Source organism: Corallococcus sp. Z5C101001 (assembly GCF_007352635.1).
GTDB classification, from domain to species: Bacteria; Myxococcota; Myxococcia; order Myxococcales; family Myxococcaceae; genus Corallococcus; species Corallococcus silvisoli.
The window spans coordinates 219,553-240,570 of record NZ_VKLU01000004.1 but is presented as its reverse complement, the minus strand read 5'-3'; the positions used below and the strand labels follow the sequence as shown (position 1 = coordinate 240,570).

The 21,018-nt window shown below is 72.7% G+C and carries 11 protein-coding genes; 2 read left to right on the top strand and 9 right to left on the bottom strand.

Annotation, left to right across the window (positions count from 1 at the left end):
- Positions 1 to 58: 58 nt before the first annotated feature.
- The 6 genes from FOF48_RS09580 to FOF48_RS09555 form a co-directional block, all read right to left on the bottom strand.
- Positions 59 to 5,176, bottom strand: a complete 5,118-nt coding sequence (locus tag FOF48_RS09580) for a hypothetical protein (RefSeq protein WP_143900161.1) — start codon at positions 5,174 to 5,176, stop codon at positions 59 to 61.
- Between the two features lie 6 nt (positions 5,177 to 5,182).
- On the bottom strand, positions 5,183 to 6,268 hold the full coding sequence (locus FOF48_RS09575) for a hypothetical protein (RefSeq protein ID WP_143900159.1): 1,086 nt from the start codon (positions 6,266 to 6,268) through the stop codon (positions 5,183 to 5,185).
- Positions 6,265 to 8,904: a hypothetical protein gene (locus FOF48_RS09570; RefSeq protein WP_143900157.1), complete on the bottom strand. Its 2,640-nt coding sequence runs from the start codon at positions 8,902 to 8,904 to the stop codon at positions 6,265 to 6,267. The genes FOF48_RS09575 and FOF48_RS09570 overlap by 4 nt, the downstream gene beginning before the upstream one ends.
- A complete protein-coding gene (locus FOF48_RS09565; protein WP_143900155.1) occupies positions 8,901 to 12,077 on the bottom strand; it encodes a poly-gamma-glutamate biosynthesis protein PgsC/CapC in 3,177 nt (1,058 codons plus the stop codon). The genes FOF48_RS09570 and FOF48_RS09565 overlap by 4 nt, the downstream gene beginning before the upstream one ends.
- A 232-nt stretch (positions 12,078 to 12,309) precedes the next feature.
- On the bottom strand, positions 12,310 to 13,545 hold the full coding sequence (locus FOF48_RS09560) for a hypothetical protein (RefSeq protein WP_143900153.1): 1,236 nt from the start codon (positions 13,543 to 13,545) through the stop codon (positions 12,310 to 12,312).
- Between the two features lie 107 nt (positions 13,546 to 13,652).
- Positions 13,653 to 15,404, bottom strand: coding sequence for a S53 family serine peptidase (locus FOF48_RS09555; RefSeq protein ID WP_143900152.1), 1,752 nt, complete (start codon positions 15,402 to 15,404; stop codon positions 13,653 to 13,655).
- Between the two features lie 167 nt (positions 15,405 to 15,571).
- Here FOF48_RS09555 and FOF48_RS09550 point away from each other — a divergent pair, with 167 nt between their 5' ends.
- Positions 15,572 to 16,321 (top strand): HEAT repeat domain-containing protein, encoded by a 750-nt coding sequence (locus FOF48_RS09550; RefSeq protein WP_143900150.1) that lies wholly within the window; start codon positions 15,572 to 15,574, stop codon positions 16,319 to 16,321.
- The gene (locus tag FOF48_RS09545) at positions 16,318 to 17,052 is read left to right on the top strand and encodes a HAMP domain-containing protein (protein ID WP_143900148.1); all 735 of its coding nucleotides are present in this window, start codon (positions 16,318 to 16,320) and stop codon (positions 17,050 to 17,052) included. Before FOF48_RS09550 ends, FOF48_RS09545 begins: the two co-directional genes overlap by 4 nt.
- 28 nt (positions 17,053 to 17,080) lie before the next feature.
- On the opposite strand, the gene FOF48_RS09540 is transcribed toward FOF48_RS09545, so the two are convergent.
- From FOF48_RS09540 to FOF48_RS09530, 3 genes are all read right to left on the bottom strand, one after another.
- The gene (locus FOF48_RS09540) at positions 17,081 to 20,011 is read right to left on the bottom strand and encodes a helicase C-terminal domain-containing protein (protein WP_143900146.1); all 2,931 of its coding nucleotides are present in this window, start codon (positions 20,009 to 20,011) and stop codon (positions 17,081 to 17,083) included.
- Between the two features lie 57 nt (positions 20,012 to 20,068).
- Complete coding sequence (locus tag FOF48_RS09535; protein WP_255442022.1) at positions 20,069 to 20,464, bottom strand: cupredoxin domain-containing protein; 396 nt, start codon at positions 20,462 to 20,464, stop codon at positions 20,069 to 20,071.
- A gap of 84 nt (positions 20,465 to 20,548) precedes the next feature.
- Positions 20,549 to 20,974 carry a cupredoxin domain-containing protein gene (locus tag FOF48_RS09530; protein ID WP_143900142.1) on the bottom strand — a complete coding sequence of 142 codons (426 nt, stop codon included), beginning with the start codon at positions 20,972 to 20,974 and terminating at the stop codon, positions 20,549 to 20,551.
- Between the last annotated feature and the right edge of the window lie 44 nt (positions 20,975 to 21,018).

Sequence of the window (21,018 nt, the reverse complement as noted above, 5' to 3'; positions counted from 1 at the left end):
ATTCACTGCTTGAGAAACCTGCCCGATCCGCCAGGGTCCCCGTTCGGATCAGGACAGCTCAGGGCTGGAAACGTCGCTCATCCAGCAGCTCTTCGAACTCCTCCTCGGTGGGGGTGACGTCCTGCAACCCACGTCCACCGGTCCAATCCCACCGCGCTCCGAGTGAGAAGACGTTCTGCGTGCCGTACGGGCCGGCGAGGAACGCCCGGTCCTCCGCGAAGAGCATCAGCCGGTTGCCGGCCTTGCCCATCCACACGTTCCAGTCCATCCGCCCCGACACGCGGTGGCGCAGATAGGCCGTGGCGCGGTGGTCGTCCGCGAAGCGCTGTGACGCGCCGTAGCCCAGCTCCACGCGGGTGCCCCGGAGCCTGCCGCCCAGCAACGCCGCCCAGCTCGCGTAACCGCCCGCGTTGTCCACCGTGTAGAGGTTGCCGTTGCTCACGGCCAACACGCCCACCGTGGCCACGTGGTCCTGGAGCGGCTGCCAGCGCAGGGACAGCCGTGGCGACAGCCGCTGCGGGTGGTCCTTGCCATAGCGCCAGTAGACGCTCTGGTCATAGCGCGACGCCTCCACCGCGCTGCCGCCCTGGAAGGACTCCACCGTCAGGCCGAGCCCGGGGATGACGCCCGCGTCCGGTGACAGGCGCAGGTAGCGGTCCGCCGACACGCGGCCTTTCGCGCTCCAGCGCATCGCGCCGCCGACGGTCTGCGAGAACACGGCGCCCTGCAGGGACAGGCGCAGGTCTCCTGGGAGCTGGTTCACGTACGCCGCCACGGTGCCGCCCAGCACGGCGCTCCGCCCCAGCGGATAGCGCGCCTCGGGCGTGAAGCGCAGCCACGCGCGGTCCGGGGACAGCTCGCGGCGCAGCGACATGCGGACCTCCAGTCCCGTCTGGAGCGGGCGGTCGAGGAGTTCGCCTTCCTCCACGTCCTCGCTGCGGTAGCCCACCTCCGCGGACAGCATGCCCAGTCCGTCCGTGCGCGCTTCGGGGGGCATGCCCTCCGGCAGCAGCGACAGGCTGGGCGGCAGCGCGGGCCAGGGCAGGGGCTCCAGGCCGGTGGTGCCCTGGGCCCACGACGAGGGCGCGAGCGCGCTCGGATCCGTGGCGACACCCAATTGCACCTGCACCAGCGTCTCCCCCATGGGCGACTCCAGGGTCACGCGGTGCGGCCCGCGCGAGGGCAGGAGCAGCCACGTCTCCCCCATGCGGCCCAGCGGCTGGGACGCGCCCTGGAGGCCTGGGTCCGTGTCCTCGGGAAGGCCCAGGCGCATGAGCGGGCCCTCCTCCGCGCTGGAGCCGCCCGCGCCATCGCCAGCGGGCAGGGGCATGCTGCGCAGAAGCAGCTCGCGGCCCGCCGTGGGCGCCAGGGCGGAGGCGCGCACGCGCAGCGCGGTGGGGCCCAGCACCGTCATCACCACCGGTGCTCCGGGACGACTGCGCAGCAGCGACAGGGGCTGCGGGGCCGCCATGACGCGGGCATGGGCCGCGCCCTCCTCGGACGCAACGAAGCGCACGAGACCGGTCTGCTGCGTGTCGGCCCGCGCCAGCACCACCTCCACCTGATGGCGGCCGGGAATGTCCAGGCGGGTCCCCAGCACGGCCGTCTCGCCCTCCGCGACCTTCAGCTCGCGCACGACGCGGCCGTCCACGCGGAGCGCGAACGAGCAGGTGCCGGCGGAGTCCACGCCCGGGCGTGGGGTGGTGCCACAGAGGACTTCCGCGCCCAGGGGCCGGGGCCGCTTCACCATCAGGCTCATCACGCGCGAGGCGCCCGCGGGCAGCAGCTTCGCCTCGGACAGATTCCACGGGGGCGCGAGCAGCGCCTTGCGCACCGACATGGCGGCGTCCTCGTCGTCCATCCCGGCCTCCGACGTGGCCAGCAGCGAGCCCGCGGCTTCTTCCGCGTCGCGCAGCCCTTCCCAACGCGTCCAGCGGCCCGCGATGAAGCGCATGCGGCGCACGTCCGGGTGGTCCGCCCAGCTCTGGAGCTGGCCCGCCAGCGCCGCGCCCAGCGGAGCACCGCCGTCCTTCCACGCCTGGGGTGAGTCCTGAAGTCGCTCCAGCATCCCGAGCGCCTCCAGGCCCACCTGAGGCAAGCCCGTCTCCCGATACAGCGCCGCCATCGTCAGCGCGCCCGCCGCATCCTCTCCCGAGGCGGACAACAGCCGTGCCCGGAGGTAGCGGCCCGCGATGCTCTTGTCGACCGACACCGCGGCGAGCGCCGCGTCCACCTGTCCGTCGCGCACCCGGGCCCCGAGGTCCGCGAGCATCGCGCTGCCCGACATCATCGCCCTCGTGCTCCGCCGCCCTTTCGCGCCAGGGTCCTCGGGCTCCTCGCCGTCAGGGAGATCCACCGAGGCTCGCGCTTCCTCGGCAGGCTTGTCCCCGGACCTCGTGCCGCCCAGGTCCTGGAGCGCCGGGAAGGCTGGCGACACCAGCGTGGGCCGCGTGATGGGCTGCGTGAAGCGCACCGCGCGCGGAGAGACCTGTGACAACTGGTCCATCAGCGCGAGCAGGCGCCGCTGCTGTTCCGGCGTGAGCTTCGCCTGCGCATCCAACAGCCGCCCCACGTCCGCGCGGGCGAACCCCTCCTCCTGCAACGACGCGAGCAATTCAGCGCGAGCAAGGCGCGGCTCCGCGTCGCCGGGCTCGGTGCGCAGCGCGCGGGAGAGGGCCTGGAGCGTTTCATAGGCCGTGCCGGCCTGCGGCTGCCTCGGGGCAGGGGACTCCGTGGGCGCGGCCACCTCCGCGCGACGCACCGCCAGCGAGACGGCGAGCGTCACCTTGGCGTCCTCGGGCTCGAACCAGACCTCACGCGCCTGCGGCGGCAGCGTCACCACCGCGGACACGGGCGCGGAGGACGTCCCCTTGGCACCTTCCAGCGCGACGTGGCGCCCGCTCGCCACCGAGGGCAGCAGTACCAGCCGGCGCGGCTGCCCTACGTCGGTGTTCATGCGCACCACGAGCGGCTTGTTCGTGGGCGCATTCATGGGACGCAGCTGCACGCGCACGGGCGAGGGCAGCTGTGAGTCTGGCACCCGGAAGCGCACCGCCTGCTTGCCGACCGTCGCAGGCCACTGCGTGCGCACGTAGCCCACTTCCCCCGGTGTGCCCTGCACCTGTGAGGGCGCGAGCGACAGGAACGCGCGCGTTCCTCCACTGCCCTCCAGCTTCAGCGCGTGCTCTCCCGGAGGCAGCGCGATCTCCACCGGCTCCACCGCTGACAGGGGCAGCAGCGGGAAGGCGTGGCTCCCCACGCGCAGGATCGGGTTGGTCTTCGCACCCGGCGGCGTCATCACGTAGGCGCGCAGCAGCGTGGGGACCTCGGCGAGGCCCGTGGCCTTCACCTGCGTGGTGCCTCCCACGGCCAGCGGCCACAGCGCGCTGCCCGCCACCGATGCGTCGGCGTCCATGCCCTGGAGATCCAACCACTGCGACGGCTTCACCTCGGCTCCGTCGCCCCGGGGGGCGGGCGTCACCTGCGACCAGCGGCTCGCTCGCCACCACGCGGTGCGGTAGCTCCGGCGAATGTCTTCCGACAGCGGCTCCGCGCGCCACGCCAGCTCCAGCGCGGCCAGCTCGCGGCTGCGCAGCGGATCCCCCAGCGGCAGCCGGGCCACGAGCGCTGACGCCTCGGCGGTCAGGAAGCCCGCATCCGGCATCGCGGGCGCGGTGCCCAGGAGCGCGTGCGCGGCGTCCGCCTTGCCCGAGTCCAGGAGCTGCGTCGCGGTGAGGATCCGCAGGTGCCACGCGAGCGGCGAGGAATCCGCGCCCTTCAGGGCCTCCACCGCCGCGTCCGTGTCGCGCTCCCCCACGGCGGCCAGCGCGCGCAACAGCGGCGACAGGGTCTCGGTCTTGAGCTTCCCGTACGTACCGCGTGCGAGGTCCGGCATCAGCGCCACCAACTGCTGGCGCAACAGCGACGGGCGGGGCGCGGTGTCCTTCTTCACCACCTCCCACGCGCCCTCCGCCAGCTCGGTCCAGTGCGTCTGGTGCCTCAGCGCCTCGGAGAGCGTGGGCCTGCGCGTGGCGACGCGTGCACGCAGGAGCGGCGGCGGACCCTTCCAGCTCACGCGGTAGTTGTGCTTGCCCAGCGGCAGCGAGACGCGCATCTCCTCCGCGACGCCCACGTGCTCGCCCGACGCGAGCACGCGCGCCGTTCGAGCATCTGGCAGCGCCGCGCCCTCGGGGGCTTCCGACCACGCGGGCTGCTGCGTGAGCCGCGCCTGCGCGAGCACTCCGCCCACGCCGTAGACCTCCACCGTCGGCGCCTCGGAGGGAGCACCGTCCCCCAACACCGAGCGCGCCTCCAGCGACAGCACGCCCGGCCCCTCCAGCTCCAGCGCCCAGACCGAGCCCTTCTCCTGGGGGCGGTACCAAGGGGCCTCCATGCCCTCCAGCAGCTCCTCCTTGCCGGCGGGGCGCGGGCGCTCCACGCGCACCGCCTGGCCCCACAGGGGCGACACCAGCGACCACTCCCTCAGCGCCGCGGCCTTGCGCCACGCATGCACCGCGTCGCGGAAGGGGGACGTGTCCGGCTCATCCCGCACGAGCTCCGCTTCCAGCTCGGCATCGACGTCCAGCCTCGCGCGCGTGGCCGCGTCGAACGCCAGCGCCGGGCGGGGTCCCTGTCCGTCCACCCACTTGAGGAGCGCGTCGCGCATCCGCTCCTCGGTCCTCGTCGAGGAGGTGTGCGTGGGCCGCTCCACCACGACGCGCGCCTTCTTCGTCGCCGTGACCCACCAGATGCTGCCGGCGCCCATGGGCTCCGCCAGGTACCAGCGGCCAGGGCGCTCCGGCACGCCTGCTTCCTCCACGCGCAGCTCGGGAGCCTCTTCTCCTTCCGCCAGCGGCACGCGGGTGAAGCGCAGCGCGCCCGCGGGACCGGAGACGCGCACCACGTCCAGCGGCCCCAGCCACACGGCCGCGCCCTTCCGCGGCGTCACCTCCAGGGTGCCCGTGACCTGGGGCACGCCGCCGGGGACGTAGGGCGCGCGGCCCCGGAGGTCTTCAAGGGCCACCGGACCCCGGACGGCGCGCGGCTGCCAGGTCATCCCCTCTTCGCTGCGGGCGGAGACGGACGGCGAGGGCGTCGCCGGCTGCGCGATGACGGGCAGCGCCGCGAGCGCTCCCACGAGCAGGGTGAAACGGGCGCGGCGTCGAACAGGAGACATCGGCGCTCAGTCCTCCAAGGGTGCGAACAGAATCTGGGCCAGCCGGTCCAGACGCGCCGGGTTCATCAGCGCTTTGCGCGTACGGGATGACAGTTCCAGGTGGAGGAAGCGGGCTTGTGGATAGGCCTGGAGCAGCCGGGCCTGCGCGTTCTGCGTCCCGCCCAGCACCTGAACCCCCTCCGGGTACAGCTTCACGCCGCCTCCCAGTGCGTCCTCCATCGGCGCGGCCACCCGCCTTGCCCATGCGCCGGGCTTGCGCGTCCCGTCGCTCACCACCGCCGTCAGCGTCTCCGTCCGGCCCTTCTGGACCTTGGACTCGCCGAAGCCGTGCAGCTGCACCACGCGCGGCGCGGGCAGGTGGCGCGCGGCCAGGTCCGTCACGGTCTGGAACAGGTGGTCCGGGTTGTGCGCGACGTCCGCCGGGTGCTCTGGATCCTCGGGCGTCTCCCCGGGTGTGCCTTTGTAGCGGTGCGCGGTGGCGGTCATGAACAGGCGCGGCGCCCGACCCTGGGGCGGACACGCGAACAGGCCCGCGCCGATGTCCTCCGTGCCGATGTCGAAGTAGGGGTGAGGCACCTGCACCACGTCGCTGGTGGCCTCACCCGTGCGAATCACGTACGCGCCCGCTCCGTGGTAGCCGTCCGGCCGCTCACGCAGCACCCAGAAGGTGTCGCGCGGCGTCGTCCACGTCTCCAGGAAGAAGCCCACGGACGCGGCCACGTTCGTCAGCTCTGGAGGCACGTCCTTCTGCTTCGGCGCCGCCGCCAGCAGCGCGGGGACGAGCTTCGCGAACGTCGCCTTCTCCTCCAGCGTCGTGGGGTGGAACGTCACGGCGTCCGCGCGGGGCCACAGCCCGGAGAAGCGCGCGTCCACGTGGCACCCTGTCTGCCCGGGCACGTTCACGGATGGATCCTCCTGAGGGATGCGCTCCAGCGGCGCGGCCTTCGCGCGAGCACCGGAGCGGGCTGCCTCCACCTTCGAGCCCTTCAACGGCACCGTCTGCGCCCGGGCGCTCATCGCGACGCCCAGCAGCGACACCCCCGCCACGGCCACCAGCGGGCGCCACGACCCGGTCCACCGGCGAGGCGTCACAACAGGTCCTCGCCGGGCTGCCAGCCGCCCCGGTTCCACGTGCGCGGCGCGGTGTCCTCCACCGCCTGTCCGAAGACGAAGAAGCGCGCCCACAGCGCCTGGGGGCCCAGGGCTTGGATGCGCACGGTGTGCAGTCCCGGCGCGATGTCCTCGCCCAGCGTCACCGGCACGGTGCGCGCGTACCACTTCACGCCTGGACGGCCGACGGGCATGGCCGGGTCGCGCTCGGAGGCGGGCAGCACCACGGTGCGCTCGGCGCGGGTGACGTGCGGCACCAGCACGCTGGCGCGGCGCGCGGGATTGCCGCCATCCACGGTGACGGACAGCTGGGGTTGAGTGGCGCCCTCCGCCACGGGTGTGTAGACGACGACGTTGAGGGTGACGGAGCCCAGGCCCTTCTTCCGAACCGGCACGCGCAGGCCGCTCTTGCCCACCGGATACACCGTGCGCGAACGCAGACCGCTGCCCGCCGAGGGAGGCCGGTTGAGCATCGCCGTCAGCCCCGCCGCGGACGAGCGCAGCAACACCTCATGTTCTCCGGGTGGAAGCGGAGGCAGCAGCTCCCGTGAGCGCGTGGCGCGCACGGTGAAGCGGTGCAGCGGCTCTCCGTCGAGCAACACCTCTACCTCGTTGCCCAGCGCCGCCGAGTCCTTCAACGACAGGCGCAGCTCCGGACGGGTGGGCGTGCGCGCATCGAAGCGCGCGCGCACCGGGCGGCCCGGCTCCAGGACGGTGGACAGCGCCTTCACTCCGTCCCCGCGGTCGTGCTCCTGGGTCGGCTCCAGGACCTCCACCACCATGGGCGTCCCGTAGGGGCGCACCACCACCGGGTCCCCCGACGGCTGCGGCGTCTCCTCCCCCGGGCCCACGGGCTCCAGTCGCACCTGGCTGAGCAGCTCCAGTCGCGCGCCGCCCTGCATCAGCTCGGTCAGGTTCGCGGGACGCATCGGGTGCCACGCGCGTTGATCCACGGGCGCGTTGCGCCAGCGCACGCCGATGAGCGCGTCGTTCGCGTAGGGCGCCATCGCCGTGAGGGCCTGCGTGCCAGCCAGGAAGCTGTAGAGCTGCACGATGGTGGAGCGCGGCGCCTCCACGCGCAGCTTGCGCGCGCCCATCGGCAGGAACACCCGCGCGCTCGCCACGCCGGACACCCAGGCAGGCAGCTTCGTCACTTCCCCCGTGCCCCCGGAGTCCGTCTCGTGCTCCGCCTTCGCCTGGGGCATGCACGGCAGCGCGCCACCGGGCAGCGGCACCAGGTCCGCGCCCTCGAAAGGCGCGGGCTCTGGCGTGGCGTCCAGCGAGGCCTGCCCCAGTGACTGTCCCTGGCCATCCAGCACGGTGAGCTTCAGGTGCAGGGGCTCATGCGAGGGCGCGCGGTCCAGCGAACGCGCGTCGATGCGCACCAGCCGCCCCACCGCGTCCATGCGCGGGTCGATGTCCAGCTCCAGCACCGGGCACGCCGGACCCGTGGCGAATGCCTCCGTACGGCGCGTGTCCGGCAGGAAGGCCACCCGACCTTCCGCGGCGGCGCCGGGCTTGGGATTCGACTCGGTGGGCAGCAGCCACGACTCAAACGCCCCCTCCACCGTGTAGCGGAGGTCCTGCTGGCCGTCGTTGCTCACCGTCACGGTGTGCACCCCCGCGGGCAACTCCAGCGGATGCGACATGGGCGAGCCCGCGACAGGCCCCGGCAGCTCCAGCGTGCGCGCAGTGCCGTCCGACGACAGGGTGCGTACCGTCACGGGCCCGTGTGGCCGCGCCTTCGCGTCCGCCGCGTCGCTCCACAGCCACAGCACCGGCGTCGCGGGCCCGGTGACGTTGAGGGCCACGGCGCGGCCAGCACCCAGCCGCTCCTGCACGGACTCGGTGGCCTCCACCAGGGGCAGCCGGAAGGCGGTGCGGTAGACGGGCTCAATCTGGTAGTCGGTGCCCGCCTCGCCCTCGGCGTTGAGGCGCTCCCAGTGCTCCTCGGCGAGCCAGCGGCGCGTCCCGGCGGACAGCTTCTCGAAAGGCTCGAAGGTGGCGCGGCCGGCACGCAGCTCGGCGCGGGCCTGCGCCAGCTTTTGAGACGCGAGGAGCGGCAGGGTGCGGTGCGCCCGGACGTACACGCGCGCCAGCAGCGTGCCGTGCGTGTCCGCGGGCCGCAGGTACAGCACGGAGTAGTCCGGCCGCTCCGCCGGCAGACGCAGCACGAACTCGCGCTCGTCCGTCACCTGCTGGTCAGCGCGGGGCGTGAACGCGCTCTCCTCCAGGAAGGTGCCATCCTCCTGCGGCTGGCCCTTGCTCTGGCGCGTGCGCGTGAAGATGGCGCGCTCCAGGAGGATCCCGGACGGCGTGCGCAGGATGGCCTGGAGGCCGTATTGGTATTGCTTCTCCGGCGCGTAGGGCGTTCCGTCGGGGAGCAGCACATGCGTGACGATGAGCAGTTCTTCGGCGTCCACGGGGACGCGGACGCGCATCTCCCGGCCGGGCTCCAGGCGGTAGAAGAGCAGGCGCTCGGCGTTGACGAACTTCGCGTCGCGCCTCGCGGTGGGCGTGTCGGTGTTGTCCAGCACGGCGAGGCTCGCGCCCCAGACGAGCGCCAGCCCCACCATCAGGCCCAGGAGCGCCAGGAGTGCGCGGCCGCGGGTCTTCATCGACGGGCCTCTTCACGGGGGACTTCCCCGGTCAACACCACCGGCTGGCGGTGCCGCAGCGCCAGGTCCACCGCGCTCGCGAGCCGCGCGTCCCCCGCGGTCAGCTCCACGCGCTTCAGGGGCGACGGGTGCTGCTGAAGGAAATAGACGGCGCGCAGCACCTGCGGGCCCTGTCGCGCCTCCACCAGGAGGAAGAGCAGGCCGTGCTCGGCGCTGAACCCGCACTTCACCTGCGGCGTCACGGTGCCCACGCGCTTCGCCTGCGACAGCGCGCGCAGGTCGTGCACGTTCTGCTGTGCCAGGTAGCGCTCCGCGCGGGCGGTCAGCTCCGCGAACTGCTCCTTCAGCGCGGGGGACACCGGGTGCGAGGGCGCCACCAGCCGGTCCGCCAGGAGCGCGCGCTCGGGCGCCTCGCGAGACTCCTCGGGCAGCAGGCCCGTGAGCGCCAGCTCCTCCGCCACGAGCCGGGGGCCCACGAAGGCGCCGCGCAGCGGCTCGGACAGCCACAGCGTGGCCAGCCGCGCTCCGCCGAAGGTGCGCGAGAAGACCTGCTGCGGGCTCGCGTCATCGAGCCCCGTCAACTCCGGAGCGCCGTCGTGGTAGCGCACGCGCGGTCCCAGCCAGCCCAGCGGTCCCTCCCGCGACAACAGCCGCTCCAGGTCCGCGGGCCGCTGCGCCGGAGTGAGGACCGGACTGCCCACGTCCACCAGCACGTCCGCGTCCACCGACGGGCGGCCGGAGAAGCCACGCAGGTGCAGCACCCAACCTTGCTCCTTCGGCAGCGCGCGGTGCACCGCCTGATGGAACGCCTGGAACGCGGTGCGCAGCTCACCGAACGTGGCCGGGTGGGGCATGTCGGCGGAGCCGGAGGCGAACACCAGCGCGGTGGCCTCCGCTTCGTGCCACAGCTCCGCGGCCACCGGCAGCGTGCCCGCCTCGCGAGCCGGTGACGGCACCTCCAGCGCGAGCGGCGAGCCGCCCGGACGCAACAGCAGCCCCGCGCCCAACCGGCCCGGCGTGGCCTCCGCGTCCGTCACCCACCAGCACACCTTCGCCCGAGCGCAGTCCGTCACCGGGTGCACCCGCAGGCCCAGGAGCGACGCCATGGCCCCGGCCCAGCGCGCGCGCAGCTCCGGGGGCACGTCCGCCATTCCACCACCCAGCAGCGGCGCGGCCACCTGCTGCTCCAGCACCAGCAGCTCCGCGTCCGACGGCCGCACCGCCGGCACGCGCGGCGCTTCTGGCGCCACCATCAGCGTGCCCAGCGCATCGCGCTCCGTCATCGGCGTCGCCAGCGCCTGGGCCTGCTCGAGCACCAGCGCCGCGAGGTCCGACGGGCCGGCGCGCAGCACGCTCAGCCGCGCCTCGCCCCAGTTCTCACCGGGCTCTGGCGGTGCATCGGCCGTCACCTTCGCGTCGGGCCACAGCGCGTCCAGCCCCCGCGCATCCTGCGTGTGCAGCACCACCTGCCCGGGCTTCAGGGACACGTCCACCCGCACCTGCACCCGCTCGCGCGAGGACAGCGCGTCGTGCGCCTGACGCAGCGGCGTCTCCGACTGCGCCAGCGCGTCGCCCAGCACCATCCCCGAGCGGCGCGAGTCCACGCCGCTCACGATGATGGCGCGGCAGTGCACGCGTTCGCAGAGGACCGCGGCGGCCTCGGCGCTGGGAGCCTCCGTCAGCGGACGCGGCACCTCCAGCACGGGCCCCCGCGCGCCGGGCACGAGCAGCGAGGTGTCCCAGCCTGCCTTGCCATCGCCCTCCACACGCTCCACCAGCGCGAAGCGCGCGGGTGAGCCATCCCGTGTCGGCAGCTCCCTCAGCTCCAGTCCCAGCGCCACCGCCTGTGTGCGCAGCGCGGGCAGGCGCTCCGCGCGCCCAGACTCCAGCCACGAGTCCAAGCCGTTCCACAGCCCGGTGTACGCGCGCAGGTCGCCGTGCTTCAGCCGCAGCGACACTCCGCCCGCGTCACTCTCGCGCGCGGTGGCGCGGCCCAGCACCATCAGGCCCAGCGGCGTCTGGTCCAGGCCCAGCCCGGGCACGTGGTCGCGCGGTGCCTCCGCGGTGAGCGCGATGGCCGGCCGCGGCTCGACGAGCGACAGCCCGAAGCCCGCGAGGCTGCCGATGAGGAAGCCCGCGAGCGACGTGTGCAGCGTGGGCAGCAGCACGCGCGCCACCACCTGCTTCTGGAGCATCTTCACCGCCAGCAGCGTGGGCACCAGGTATCCGAAGCCGAACAGGTCCGTGACCTTCAGGCCCGGAATGCGGCCGCCCATCGCCCAGCCGACGCACCACTTCACGAGGAATCCCAGGCAGAAGACGAGCACCGTCTTGCGAGGCCCCTCCAGGTTGAGCGTGCGCAGCCCCGGCAGCGACAGCACCGCCTTCGCGGCCACCACCAGCAGCAGCACCTCCGCCAGCGTGGCCACGAGCTTCAGCGGCTCCAGCCACGTGAGCGCCAGCAGCGCGGGCACGAGGATGCCGTTGAAGTCCCAGCCGTACTTGAGGTTGAAGCGCGCGGCGAGGAACGCCGTCGTCAGCAGGATGATGTAGGCCTTGGGGCTGGACAGGAAGTCCTGCGCCACGTCCTCGTACATCAGCTCCAGGCTGGAGAAGGACAGGTTGGTGGCGGGCAGCAGCACGAAGCGCAGCAGCACGTACGTGAGCGCCACGGGCACGCCCACCTGCCAGAGCCCCCGGCGCAACTTCAGCTTCCAGAGGGCGTTCGCGGTGAGCGGTACCAGCACCAGGCCGATGCTGTGCAGGCCACGATCCACGATGAAGGACGTGCCCCACCGGTCGTCCATCCACCGCCCGAACACAGGCAGCAGCCACGTTTCGCTCACCGCGCGAACGAGCACGCTCGCGAGCACGACGGCGAAGAACCGGTCGCGTCCGAAGAACTCGCTCCACGCCCCCGTGCGGGAGAGGCCACTGGAGAACGCCAGCGCGACCCCGTACGTGAGCAGGGATTCGGCCACCACCGTGCACCCAGCCTCCGGGTGGATGACGAACACCGACGCCAGATAGCCGGGGACGACCAGGCCCACGAAGACCCATCCCAGGGTCTCCGTCAGGAACGCCAGGATGAGCACCCCCACGAGCACCGCCACCAGGATGGAGGTGTCCAGGGAGTAGGCCGGGAAGAGTGTCAGGGTCGAAAGGAGCGCCATGGTGGCAGCGCTCGAATCTAGGGAGGCTCATCCCTCCGACCAGGGTTACCCCTCCCAGCGGAGGGGAAGCGTCCGCTGTCCAACCGATGATCCGCGCCTCCAGTGCCGAGGAATGCCCACGCCCTGACACTGGGGTGGGACCGGGTGACAGGTTCCACGGAGGTCTGTCCGCGCGCTTCACACTCGGGGAGCGGGTTTCTCCCGCGAGGTGCGAGGTGGAGTGGGCGACTGGCTACGGGCAGTCCTGCGCGGCCACGGCCTGGCACCCCAGTCCGGAGCCGGTGAGCGAGCACGGCACGGTGTCCGCGAGCGCCTGGAGCACCGCCTTCGATGACGCGCCAGTGCCACGCAGCGTGGAGGACTGCTCCAGATGGAGGAAGCGGTCCGTGGCGGCGGTGGCCTCGGTGAAGCATGCATCGGCGGCGCCGTTGTCGATACGGCCCTGCACGTTGCCGGTGCCACACAGGGGCCGGTGCTTGCCCGCGTCCTCCGCCGCGTTGCAGGAGAAGGCCTTCTTCGTCCCCGTCAGGTGGGTGTTGAGCGCGTCGCGCAGGCGGTTGGAGAGGGCGCCCGCGCGCTCCACGCCGGTGCCGTCGCTCACCACGGCCGCCTCGGGACCATCCCCGGAGTCCATGCCATGGAGGCTGACCGCGACCGCGTCTAGGTAGGTGTCACGTAGCGCGCGGTGGGCGGCGGTGAAGAAGGTGTTGCCGTAGTGCGCGGCATCGGAGAGCCGCAGGCCCTTCGTGCCGCACACGCGGGTGGTGCCGCTGCATGGGCTGGGGGTGGTGACGGCGCACCGGTTGCTGCCGGTGATCAGCAACGCGCGCGCGCCCAACGTCACCAACTGCGTGGCCGTCTGGCGCAGCGTGCCCTCGTCGGAGTCCGCGTGCGGCGCCTCCAGCCAGAGGTCGCGAGCGGGGAACAGGTTGACGATGAAGGTGCCACCGCCTCGAGGCGACAGCCCCTGCTCCCGCACCACCAGCCACGCGCCTCCGTTGTCGCCGTGGAACGTGGACACGCCATAGCCCAGCCCCTCCAGGTCCCGCACCACCTGCGGCGTGGGGCCTTCGGTGAGCAGCGCGCGGAAGGTGCCCTCGAACGCGGTCAGCTCCGTGCCGCCCGGCTCCTTGAATCCGCCGCTCAGCGCCGTCGCGATGGGCGTCGTCAAAAGCCACGTGGCCAGGTTGCCCCGCAGGCTGGCCAGCGTGCCGAGCGGCGTGCACACGCTCGTGGAGGGGGCGGGCGAGGTGACGACTGGTGTCTCGGTGGCTGGCGCCTCCACCGGGTCGCCGGGCGACGGGCTCACCTCTTGGGAGGGGGCTGTCGGCGAATCGGCGGCGCTCCCGGGGGAAGCGGAGGTGGGAGACTCCGCCAGGGCGCCGTTGGGGGCGCCGACGACATTGCCGCAAGCGACTGCGAGGAGCAGGAGGCAGGGAAGGGCTGCGCGCAGAGGGGGCAGGGACATGACCCACTCCCGAACAGCACGCCCTGTGCACGCATTCGCCCTTCGTCAATCCGGGATGTCAGCCCATCAGGCGCCCGCATGTCCGCACGCCCTCGGCACAACCGCTCTCAGGGCAGCGTCTGGAGCAGCCCCTGTGCGTTGGGCGCACCCCAGCCGGTGGGGATGTCCCAGCCCGGTCCCGCTTCGTGCTGACGGTCGGTGATGCCCACGGTGATGTCGCGGAAGGAGCCCTGCACGTGAGGCAGCGTGTACAGCTGCGAGTTGAGCCAGCCCACCGGCGGCTTCGCCCCTTCCGAACGCGCCCCGTTCACCACGGCGATGAGGCCCGCGAAGACGGGCGACGCGAACGAGGTGCCGGTGTTGGGCGAGGTGACGCCCAGCCACGTGTACCAGTAGCCGGTGTCCGCGTTGAGCGCGACGTCCACCACCGCGCGCTTCGCGGGCAGCGGGACGATGCCCTTCTGCCACTCTGGCGTGGTGAAGGAGCGGCTGATGCCGGAGCCGGAGTAGTACCAGGCGGTCTCGCCTGTCACCGCCAGGCCGTTCATCTTCAGCCGCGTGCCGCCCACGGCCGTGACGTAGGGACTGGAGCCCGGCGTGTCCACGCCCGCGGAGTCGCCGCTCGCCGCGGTGACGGTGATGCCCAGCGCGGCGGCCATCATCCCGGAGGCGCTGTACTGCTCATGCACCGCGCGCGGCTCGGAGTCCTCGCGGTGGGCGAAGGACGTGGTGATGACGGACACCTCGCCCCGGCCAATGGCCTCGTTGAAGGTGTAGAGCATGGACGTGTTGCGCGCGTCCGGGCCCATGTAGACGACCACCTCCGCCTTCGGCGCCATCGCCGCGGCCCACTCCACGTCGAGCGTGCCCTCGCGGTAGCGCGTGACGGGCGGCTCCATCGTCTGGATGACCCGGGGGTCCTCGCGCTCGATGTCGAACATCTTCCAGAACGCGCGCACGTCCTTCCACCGGAAGCTGGCGCCAATCACCACGCCCAGCTTCGTGCCCTGGCCCAGGTGTCCCTGGGCGTAGAGCGAGTCCACGCCATACGCGCTGGCGATCTGCCGTGGCGTGAGGCCCCGGTCGATGGGGTGGGGCTTCTCCGTGGAGGGCTGGCCGAACTCGCCGGGCAGCCTCCCTGTCTCCGCCGGCAGGTCCAGCGCGACGATGGCGTGCACCCGCTGCTGCACGAACGTGGGCGCCTTGAGGCTCTCGGTGAGGCCATAGACGTCGTGCGGATCATTGCCACCCTGCGGCGACTTGCGCTCCAGGACGCGCAGCTTCACGCCGAACGCGTGATTGAACTGCCCCACCGTCCCCACGAACTGCACCAGCAGCCGGTTGGTGGCGACGAAGGGCACCTGGAGGCCTTCGGACTTCAGCCAGTCGGTGACGACGGCGACGTCCTTCTCGAGCGGTGCGTGCCTCGCCATCCACTCCTGGGCCGTCATGTACTGGCGGAAGTGGGATCCGCCCGGCTTGTAGATGTCCGCGATGCGCTGCTCGAGCGCGGCCTCGTCGCGGATGGGGAAGGACACCAGTCCTCGGAGGAGGTCCGTCTCCGGGGCCTCGCCCTTGTCGGTGTAGACGCCCGGCAGGGGCCCGGGGACGCCGTCCGTGGTCGGGATGGGCGTGGGGTCCAGCACCTCCTCCTCCGGGTCCGGCGGCGGGTCCACTCCCTCGGGCAGCGGCGGCGGTGGCCGCGAGTTCTCGGCGTCGGGAAGGGTGGGGGAGGTGGCCACGGGAGTGGGGCCCGGAGGCCGGGCCTCGCCGACCGACGTCAGGCGGTCCGTGTCCCGGCAACCGCCCATCCCGCCGGTCAGCAGAAGCATCCCCGTCAGGATGTATCCGCGCTTCATGGCTCCCCCAGCCCGCGCTGACCCGCCTCGGGTCCGCGGCACCCCAGCGGTTCTCCGCTGGGGCGTCGCCCCTTGTGTGCTGCCAAGGTGGGTGCGATTGCCCTGCGAGGCAACTGTCGTGGACAGGTAAAACGCGGCTACAGTGGTGGCACTTCTTTGCCCATCCCATGCGGCTGCTGACAGCACTCCTGCTCCCCCTCCTCCTGCTGCCGTGCGCTGCGCTGGCGCAGGGGGACACGCGCATCACCTTCCTGGGCCGTCAGTTGGAGAAGGGAAGGGATCCGCGTGCGCGCTCACAAGCCGCGCTCGTGTTGGGTGCCACCGAGGATCCAGAAGCGGTGACGCCGTTGTGCGGCGGCCTCAAGGACCCCAGCGAGCTGGTGCGCGCCGCGGTGGCCAAGGGCCTGGGCGCGCTCCTGGAGCCGAGCGGACTGGACTGCCTCCAGGCGTTCCAGGGGGAGACGGACGCCACGGTGCAGGCGGCGGTGGCGGAGTCCATCAAGGCCATCAAGGCGTACCAGTCCCGCCGGCCGCGCTTCTACCTGGCGCTGGACGCGTTGAAGGACAAGACGGGCAATGTGCCGCCGGAGCTGGTGAAGGTGACAGAGGCGCGGCTGCGCTCGAAGCTGGTGCGCTGGGGCGCGTTGATGGCCCCGGAGAAGGAGTCGAAGGCGGCGGCCAAGGGCGCGCTGAAGAAGCTGGGCCTGCACGGCTACCGCATCACCGCGGAGATCCAGGCCACGGACAGCGGAGGACTTCGTCTGGCCATCCTGTGCATGACGTACCCGGAGCAGTCCCTGATGGGGCAGGTGGAAGTGAACGCCGCGGGGGCTCCGCCCGCGGACCTGTTGAAGGCCCTGATTCCCCGAGCCATTGAAGAAGCCGCCGCGACCTTCGACTGGAAGAGCGAGACATGACGACGACCACGGCCCCGGCCCCGACGAAGCGCCGCTGGCGCAACTTCCTCCTCGACGCGCCCTTCCAGCTCAAGCTCACCTCGTACATCGTCGGCGTGTCCCTGGTGCTGGCGGCGCTGCTGGGCATCTTCCTGGTGCGCGCGGCGAACTCGCTGATGCACGAGACGGCGACGGCGGTGGATGCCCGCTCGCGCGCGGCGGAGGTGAGCCGCGAGCTGTCTGGAGCCACGCTCTCCAACGAGCTGATGGCCCACATGAACGACCCGGCGTTCGAGAAGCAGTTCCGCGAGCAGGCGCAGGCGATTGACGCCAGCTACGAGGAAGAGCGCATGGCCATCGTCGCGCAGCGCGCGGAGCTGGAGCGCCATCAGCAGCTGACGTGGTGGGTGCTCGGCGGGTGCATGCTGACGTTCATCGTGGTGGTGGCGCTGTCGACCATCGTGGTGACGCACCGGATGGCGGGGCCGCTGTTCCGCATCAAGCGCATGGTGCGGGAGGTGGCGGAGGGCCGCCTGCGACCGCCGCAGCACGGCCTGCGCGAAGGCGACGAGCTCCAGGACGTCTTCGAGGCCGCGCGCGACATGACCCAGCGGCTGCGCAACCAGCAGGAAGAGGACGCGCGCGTGCTGGCGGAGGCGCTGGCGGAGGCGCGGCGGAGCGGCGCCAGCGGTGCGTGGGTGGATGAGCTGAGCGCCCTGGAAGCGCGCTACCGCGAGCGGCTGGCGCGGTAGGGCAGGGCCGGGCGCCTCGCGAGGCGCGTCACACCCGCGCGGTGTCCGCGGCCAGCCCCATCTGCATCAGCTCCGCGTGCAGCATCAGCCGCGCCTGGGCCCAGGGCAGCGCGACGACGCGGTAGCCCGCGAGCGCCTGGAGCAGCAGGGGCCGGTAGCTGGCGTGTCCGGGGTCCGCGACCACGACGATGCCCCGGTCCGTGGTGGAGCGGATCAACCGACCGACGCCCTGACGCAAGAGCAGCAGCGCGCGCGGCAGCCGGTAGTGCAGGAAGCCCAGGTATTCGTTGCCGCCCTTCGCCAGGGGCTCCTCGCGCGCGGCCACCAGCGGCCGGGATGCCGGCTCCAGCGGCAGCTTGTCGATGAAGACACACCCCACGCCGCGGCCGGGGATGTCCACGCCCTGCCAGAAGCTCTTGGTGCCCAGCAGCACCGTCCCCGTGTCGCGCTCCTGCCGCGCCGCCAGGGAGCGGCCGTGCCCGCGCGACTGGCGCAGCACCTCAATCCCGTGCGGCTCCAGCCGCGCCTGGACCTCGCGCGCCACGCGCTCCAGCCTGCGCGTGGAGGCGAAGAGGCCCAGCACCCGCCCGCCCATCACCTGCGCCAGCCCGGAGATGCGCCCGGAGGCCCAGTCGATGAAGGGCTCCTCGTGCGCGCGAGGCGCGTCCGTCACGAGCACCACCAGCGCCTGCTGTCCCAGGTGGAACGGCGAGGGCGCGCGCAAGAGCGGCGGCTTCAACCCCAGCCGCTTCAGGACGAAGGGAACGCTGTCGCCCGTGCCCAGCGTGGCGGATGCCATCACCAGCGCGCGCTTGTTCGCGGCGAAGTCGCGCGACACGGACTCGGACACGTCCACCGGCTGCGCGCCCACGCTCCAGCGCCCCTTGCGAGGCTCCGCGCGCGCCGCGTAACAGCGCTTCACGTCCGGGTCTCCGGCCAGCTCGCCCGCGAGCACCGACAGCTCCCCCAGCTCCGTCGTCGCCCCGGCCAGCTCCCGCTCCAGCGAAGGCTGCTTCACGGCCAGCTCCGGCAGCGCCGCCAGGACGCGCACGGCCAGCAGCGTGTGCACCCGCTGCAGCGCCGTCCGCACCTCCACCAGCCCCTCGCGCACCGGCGCCCAGGCGGGCAGGGCGCGCACCGCGTCCGTCACCCGCAGCTCCGGCGCGTAGGCGGCCTCGTCCGCGTCCTCGCCGGGCATCGCCGCCGCGGGCTCGCAGAGCGCCGTCACCTGTTCGCCCAGCGCCCGCGCCTCCTGGAGCAGCGTGCGCAGGGCCTCGTCCACCTCCCCCATCAGCGAGCGGGACTCGTCCCGGCGCGTGGCCGCCAGCGCGCGGCGCAGCTCCGCGAAGAGGCCCCGGCGTCCGTCGCGCCCATGCAGCCGCTCCGTGAGGCGCAGGAAGGCCAGGTCCGACAGCTCCACCGTGAGCGCGGTGGTGGCCACGTCCTCCAGCTCGTGGGCCTCGTCCAGCACCAGGTGGTCCAGGCGCGGGTAGCGCGCGGGCCACGCGAACGCGAGCGACTGGTTGATGACCAGCACGTCCGCGTCGCGCGCGTGCGCCACCGCCGAGTGGTAGAAGCACTTGTGGTGATGCGGGCAGCGCTCACCCAGCGTCGTCGCCGCCTCGGAGCGCACCGCCGGCACCAGCCCGTGCATCCCCGGGAAGCGCTCGCGGAACCAGTGGCTCAGCCGGTCCAGGTCTCCATCCGGGCTGCGGCGCAGGTACGCGCGCACGTAGGCGCGGGGCGCGCGAGCGGCGTGCGGCATCCCCGGCTCCACGCGCGTGGCCTCCAGCGCGCGGCGGCGGCACAGGTAGTTCGTCTGCCCCTTGAGCAGCGCGTAGCCGAACGCACCCCCCGTGGCCTGATGCAGCCGGGGCAGGTCCTTCTCCAGCAACTGGTCCTGGAGCGTCTTCGTGTGCGGCGCCACGCCCACCTTCAGCCCGTTGCGCGCGGCGAACAGCGCGGCGGGCGTGAGGTACGCCAGCGACTTGCCCGTGCCCGTGCCGGCCTCCACCGCCACCTGCCCGCCGTCCGACAGCGTGCGCGCCACCGCGTGCGCCATCTCCAGCTGCGCGGGCCGGGACAGGAAGCCGCCCCCACGCTCCAGCGCGCCGCCGGGCCCCAGCACCTGAGACACCTCCTCCGGGCGCACGGGCAGCGGCGTCGCGTCCGGCTCTGGCTCCGGGGGAGGCCTGCCGCCATTCGCCCTCCGTCGCTCCGGCCGCGCGCGCAGGAAGCCGCCCGTCGCCTCCAGCCCCAAGGGCACCGGCGTCGCGCGGCACGCCTCCCACAGCCGGGACAGCAGCTCCAGCAGGGGGCGCTCCTCCGCGTCCGTCGCCAGGTCGCGAGCCTCTTCCGGGGACAGCGCATCCAGCAGCGGCGCGGGCCCCAGCGCGGCGCGGGCCCGTGGATCCATCGTGGCGAGCAGGTCCGCCACGTCCTCCGCGCGGCCGTCGCGCACGCAACCGTCCAGCGCGTGCACCAGCACCGCGTGCACCGCCACGCAGTCATGGAGCGCGCGGTGCGGCTGCTGCGAGCCCAGCTTCGCCCACCGCATCAGCGACTCCAGCGAGTGGCTGGGCAGCTCCGGGTGCAGGTAGTGCATGAGCTCGCACGAGTCGAGCACCGGCGCTCCGCCCAGCACATCCGGCAGGAAGCCCTTCTCGAACGGGGCGTTGTGCGCCACCACCGTCCACCCCTTCAGCCGCTCCCGCAGCTCCACGCGCTCGGCGTCGAAGCGGGGCTGACCGGAGAGCTGCGCGTCCGACAGGCCCGTCAGGCGGCGGATGGTGAGGTTCAGCGGGCGCGACGCCGAGTACAGACGGCTGAAGCGGTCCACCTCGCGGCCGTGCTCGAAGAAGAGGCAGCCGACCTCGATGACCTCGTCCACGCGGGGGTCCAGCCCCGTCGTCTCGAGGTCCAGGAAGACATGCCGGGTGAAGAGCTCCGAGCTGCCCATGCAGGGCGGCCAGCCTACCCGCCCAGAGGCACATCGCCAGTTAACGGAGCGGGCGCGCTACTCCACGTAGAAGGCGCCCGCGGTCCGCTGCTCCATCGCGCACCCGTACCGGAGCATCCCTGCCTGACGGGGCGTGAAGGTGACCTCCACCAGCTTGCCGAGCGGCAGCTTCTCGTGGATGCCGTAGTCCTCCAGCACCAGCTCGGTGGCGCACGTCTGGTCCGTCTTGCGCGTCACCAGCAGCGTCACCGGCTCACCCTGGCGCAGCAGCACCGGCGAGGGCTCGAAGCCCTTCTGCGTGACGGTCAGCTCCACCATGAGCGTGCCGTTCACCTTCGTCCCTGTTTCCTGGATGGCCGTGTAGTGGGGGCCCCGCCTCGCGTCCGCGGGCGGCGCGGGGGGCGGCTCCTTCGTGCAGGCCTGCTGCGAAACCCCCACGAGGACGCCTGTCACGGCGAACCTGAGCCAGGGCCTCATGCCACGCGAGGATGATGGGCGCATGGCCGTGCAGGTTATCAGGGGCGGCGCGCGAAGCGCTCAGTCCACCACGAAGGTGCCGGCGATCATCTTCCCCATCGCGCACCCGTACCGCAGCGTCCCGGACTGGTTGGGCGTGAAGGCGATCTCCACCGGCTCGTTGAGCGGCAGCTTCGCGTCGATCTTGTACTCGTCCATCACCAGCTCTGTGGCGCACGTCAGGTCCGTCTTGCGCGTCACCACCAGCTTCACCGGCTCGCCCTGCTTGAGCGGCACCGGCGACGGCTCGAAGCCCTTCTCCGTGACGGCCAGGTCCACCACGTGCACGCCATTCTCCCTGCGCCCCACCTCCTGCGCGGCGGGCGCGTCCGTCCCCTTCGCGGCGGCGGACTCCTTCGTACATGCCTGCTGGGACGCCCCCGCGAGGACCGCCGCCGCGGTGAGCGCGAGCCAGGGCTTGATGATGCGGGAGAAGAACGGGCGCATGAACGAAGGCTCCGGAGGGAAGAAGGACGAAGGCGGCCCGGCTG

Coding starts and splice junctions, on each gene's coding strand:
- FOF48_RS09550 (WP_143900150.1), top strand. CDS start 15,572: ATGCGGCTGCTGACAGCACTCCTGCTCCCCCTCCTCCTGCTGCCGTGC.
- FOF48_RS09560 (WP_143900153.1), bottom strand. CDS start 13,545: ATGTCCCTGCCCCCTCTGCGCGCAGCCCTTCCCTGCCTCCTGCTCCTC.
- FOF48_RS09555 (WP_143900152.1), bottom strand. CDS start 15,404: ATGAAGCGCGGATACATCCTGACGGGGATGCTTCTGCTGACCGGCGGG.
- FOF48_RS09570 (WP_143900157.1), bottom strand. CDS start 8,904: ATGAAGACCCGCGGCCGCGCACTCCTGGCGCTCCTGGGCCTGATGGTG.
- FOF48_RS09530 (WP_143900142.1), bottom strand. CDS start 20,974: ATGCGCCCGTTCTTCTCCCGCATCATCAAGCCCTGGCTCGCGCTCACC.
- FOF48_RS09540 (WP_143900146.1), bottom strand. CDS start 20,011: ATGGGCAGCTCGGAGCTCTTCACCCGGCATGTCTTCCTGGACCTCGAG.
- FOF48_RS09545 (WP_143900148.1), top strand. CDS start 16,318: ATGACGACGACCACGGCCCCGGCCCCGACGAAGCGCCGCTGGCGCAAC.
- FOF48_RS09580 (WP_143900161.1), bottom strand. CDS start 5,176: ATGTCTCCTGTTCGACGCCGCGCCCGTTTCACCCTGCTCGTGGGAGCG.
- FOF48_RS09565 (WP_143900155.1), bottom strand. CDS start 12,077: ATGGCGCTCCTTTCGACCCTGACACTCTTCCCGGCCTACTCCCTGGAC.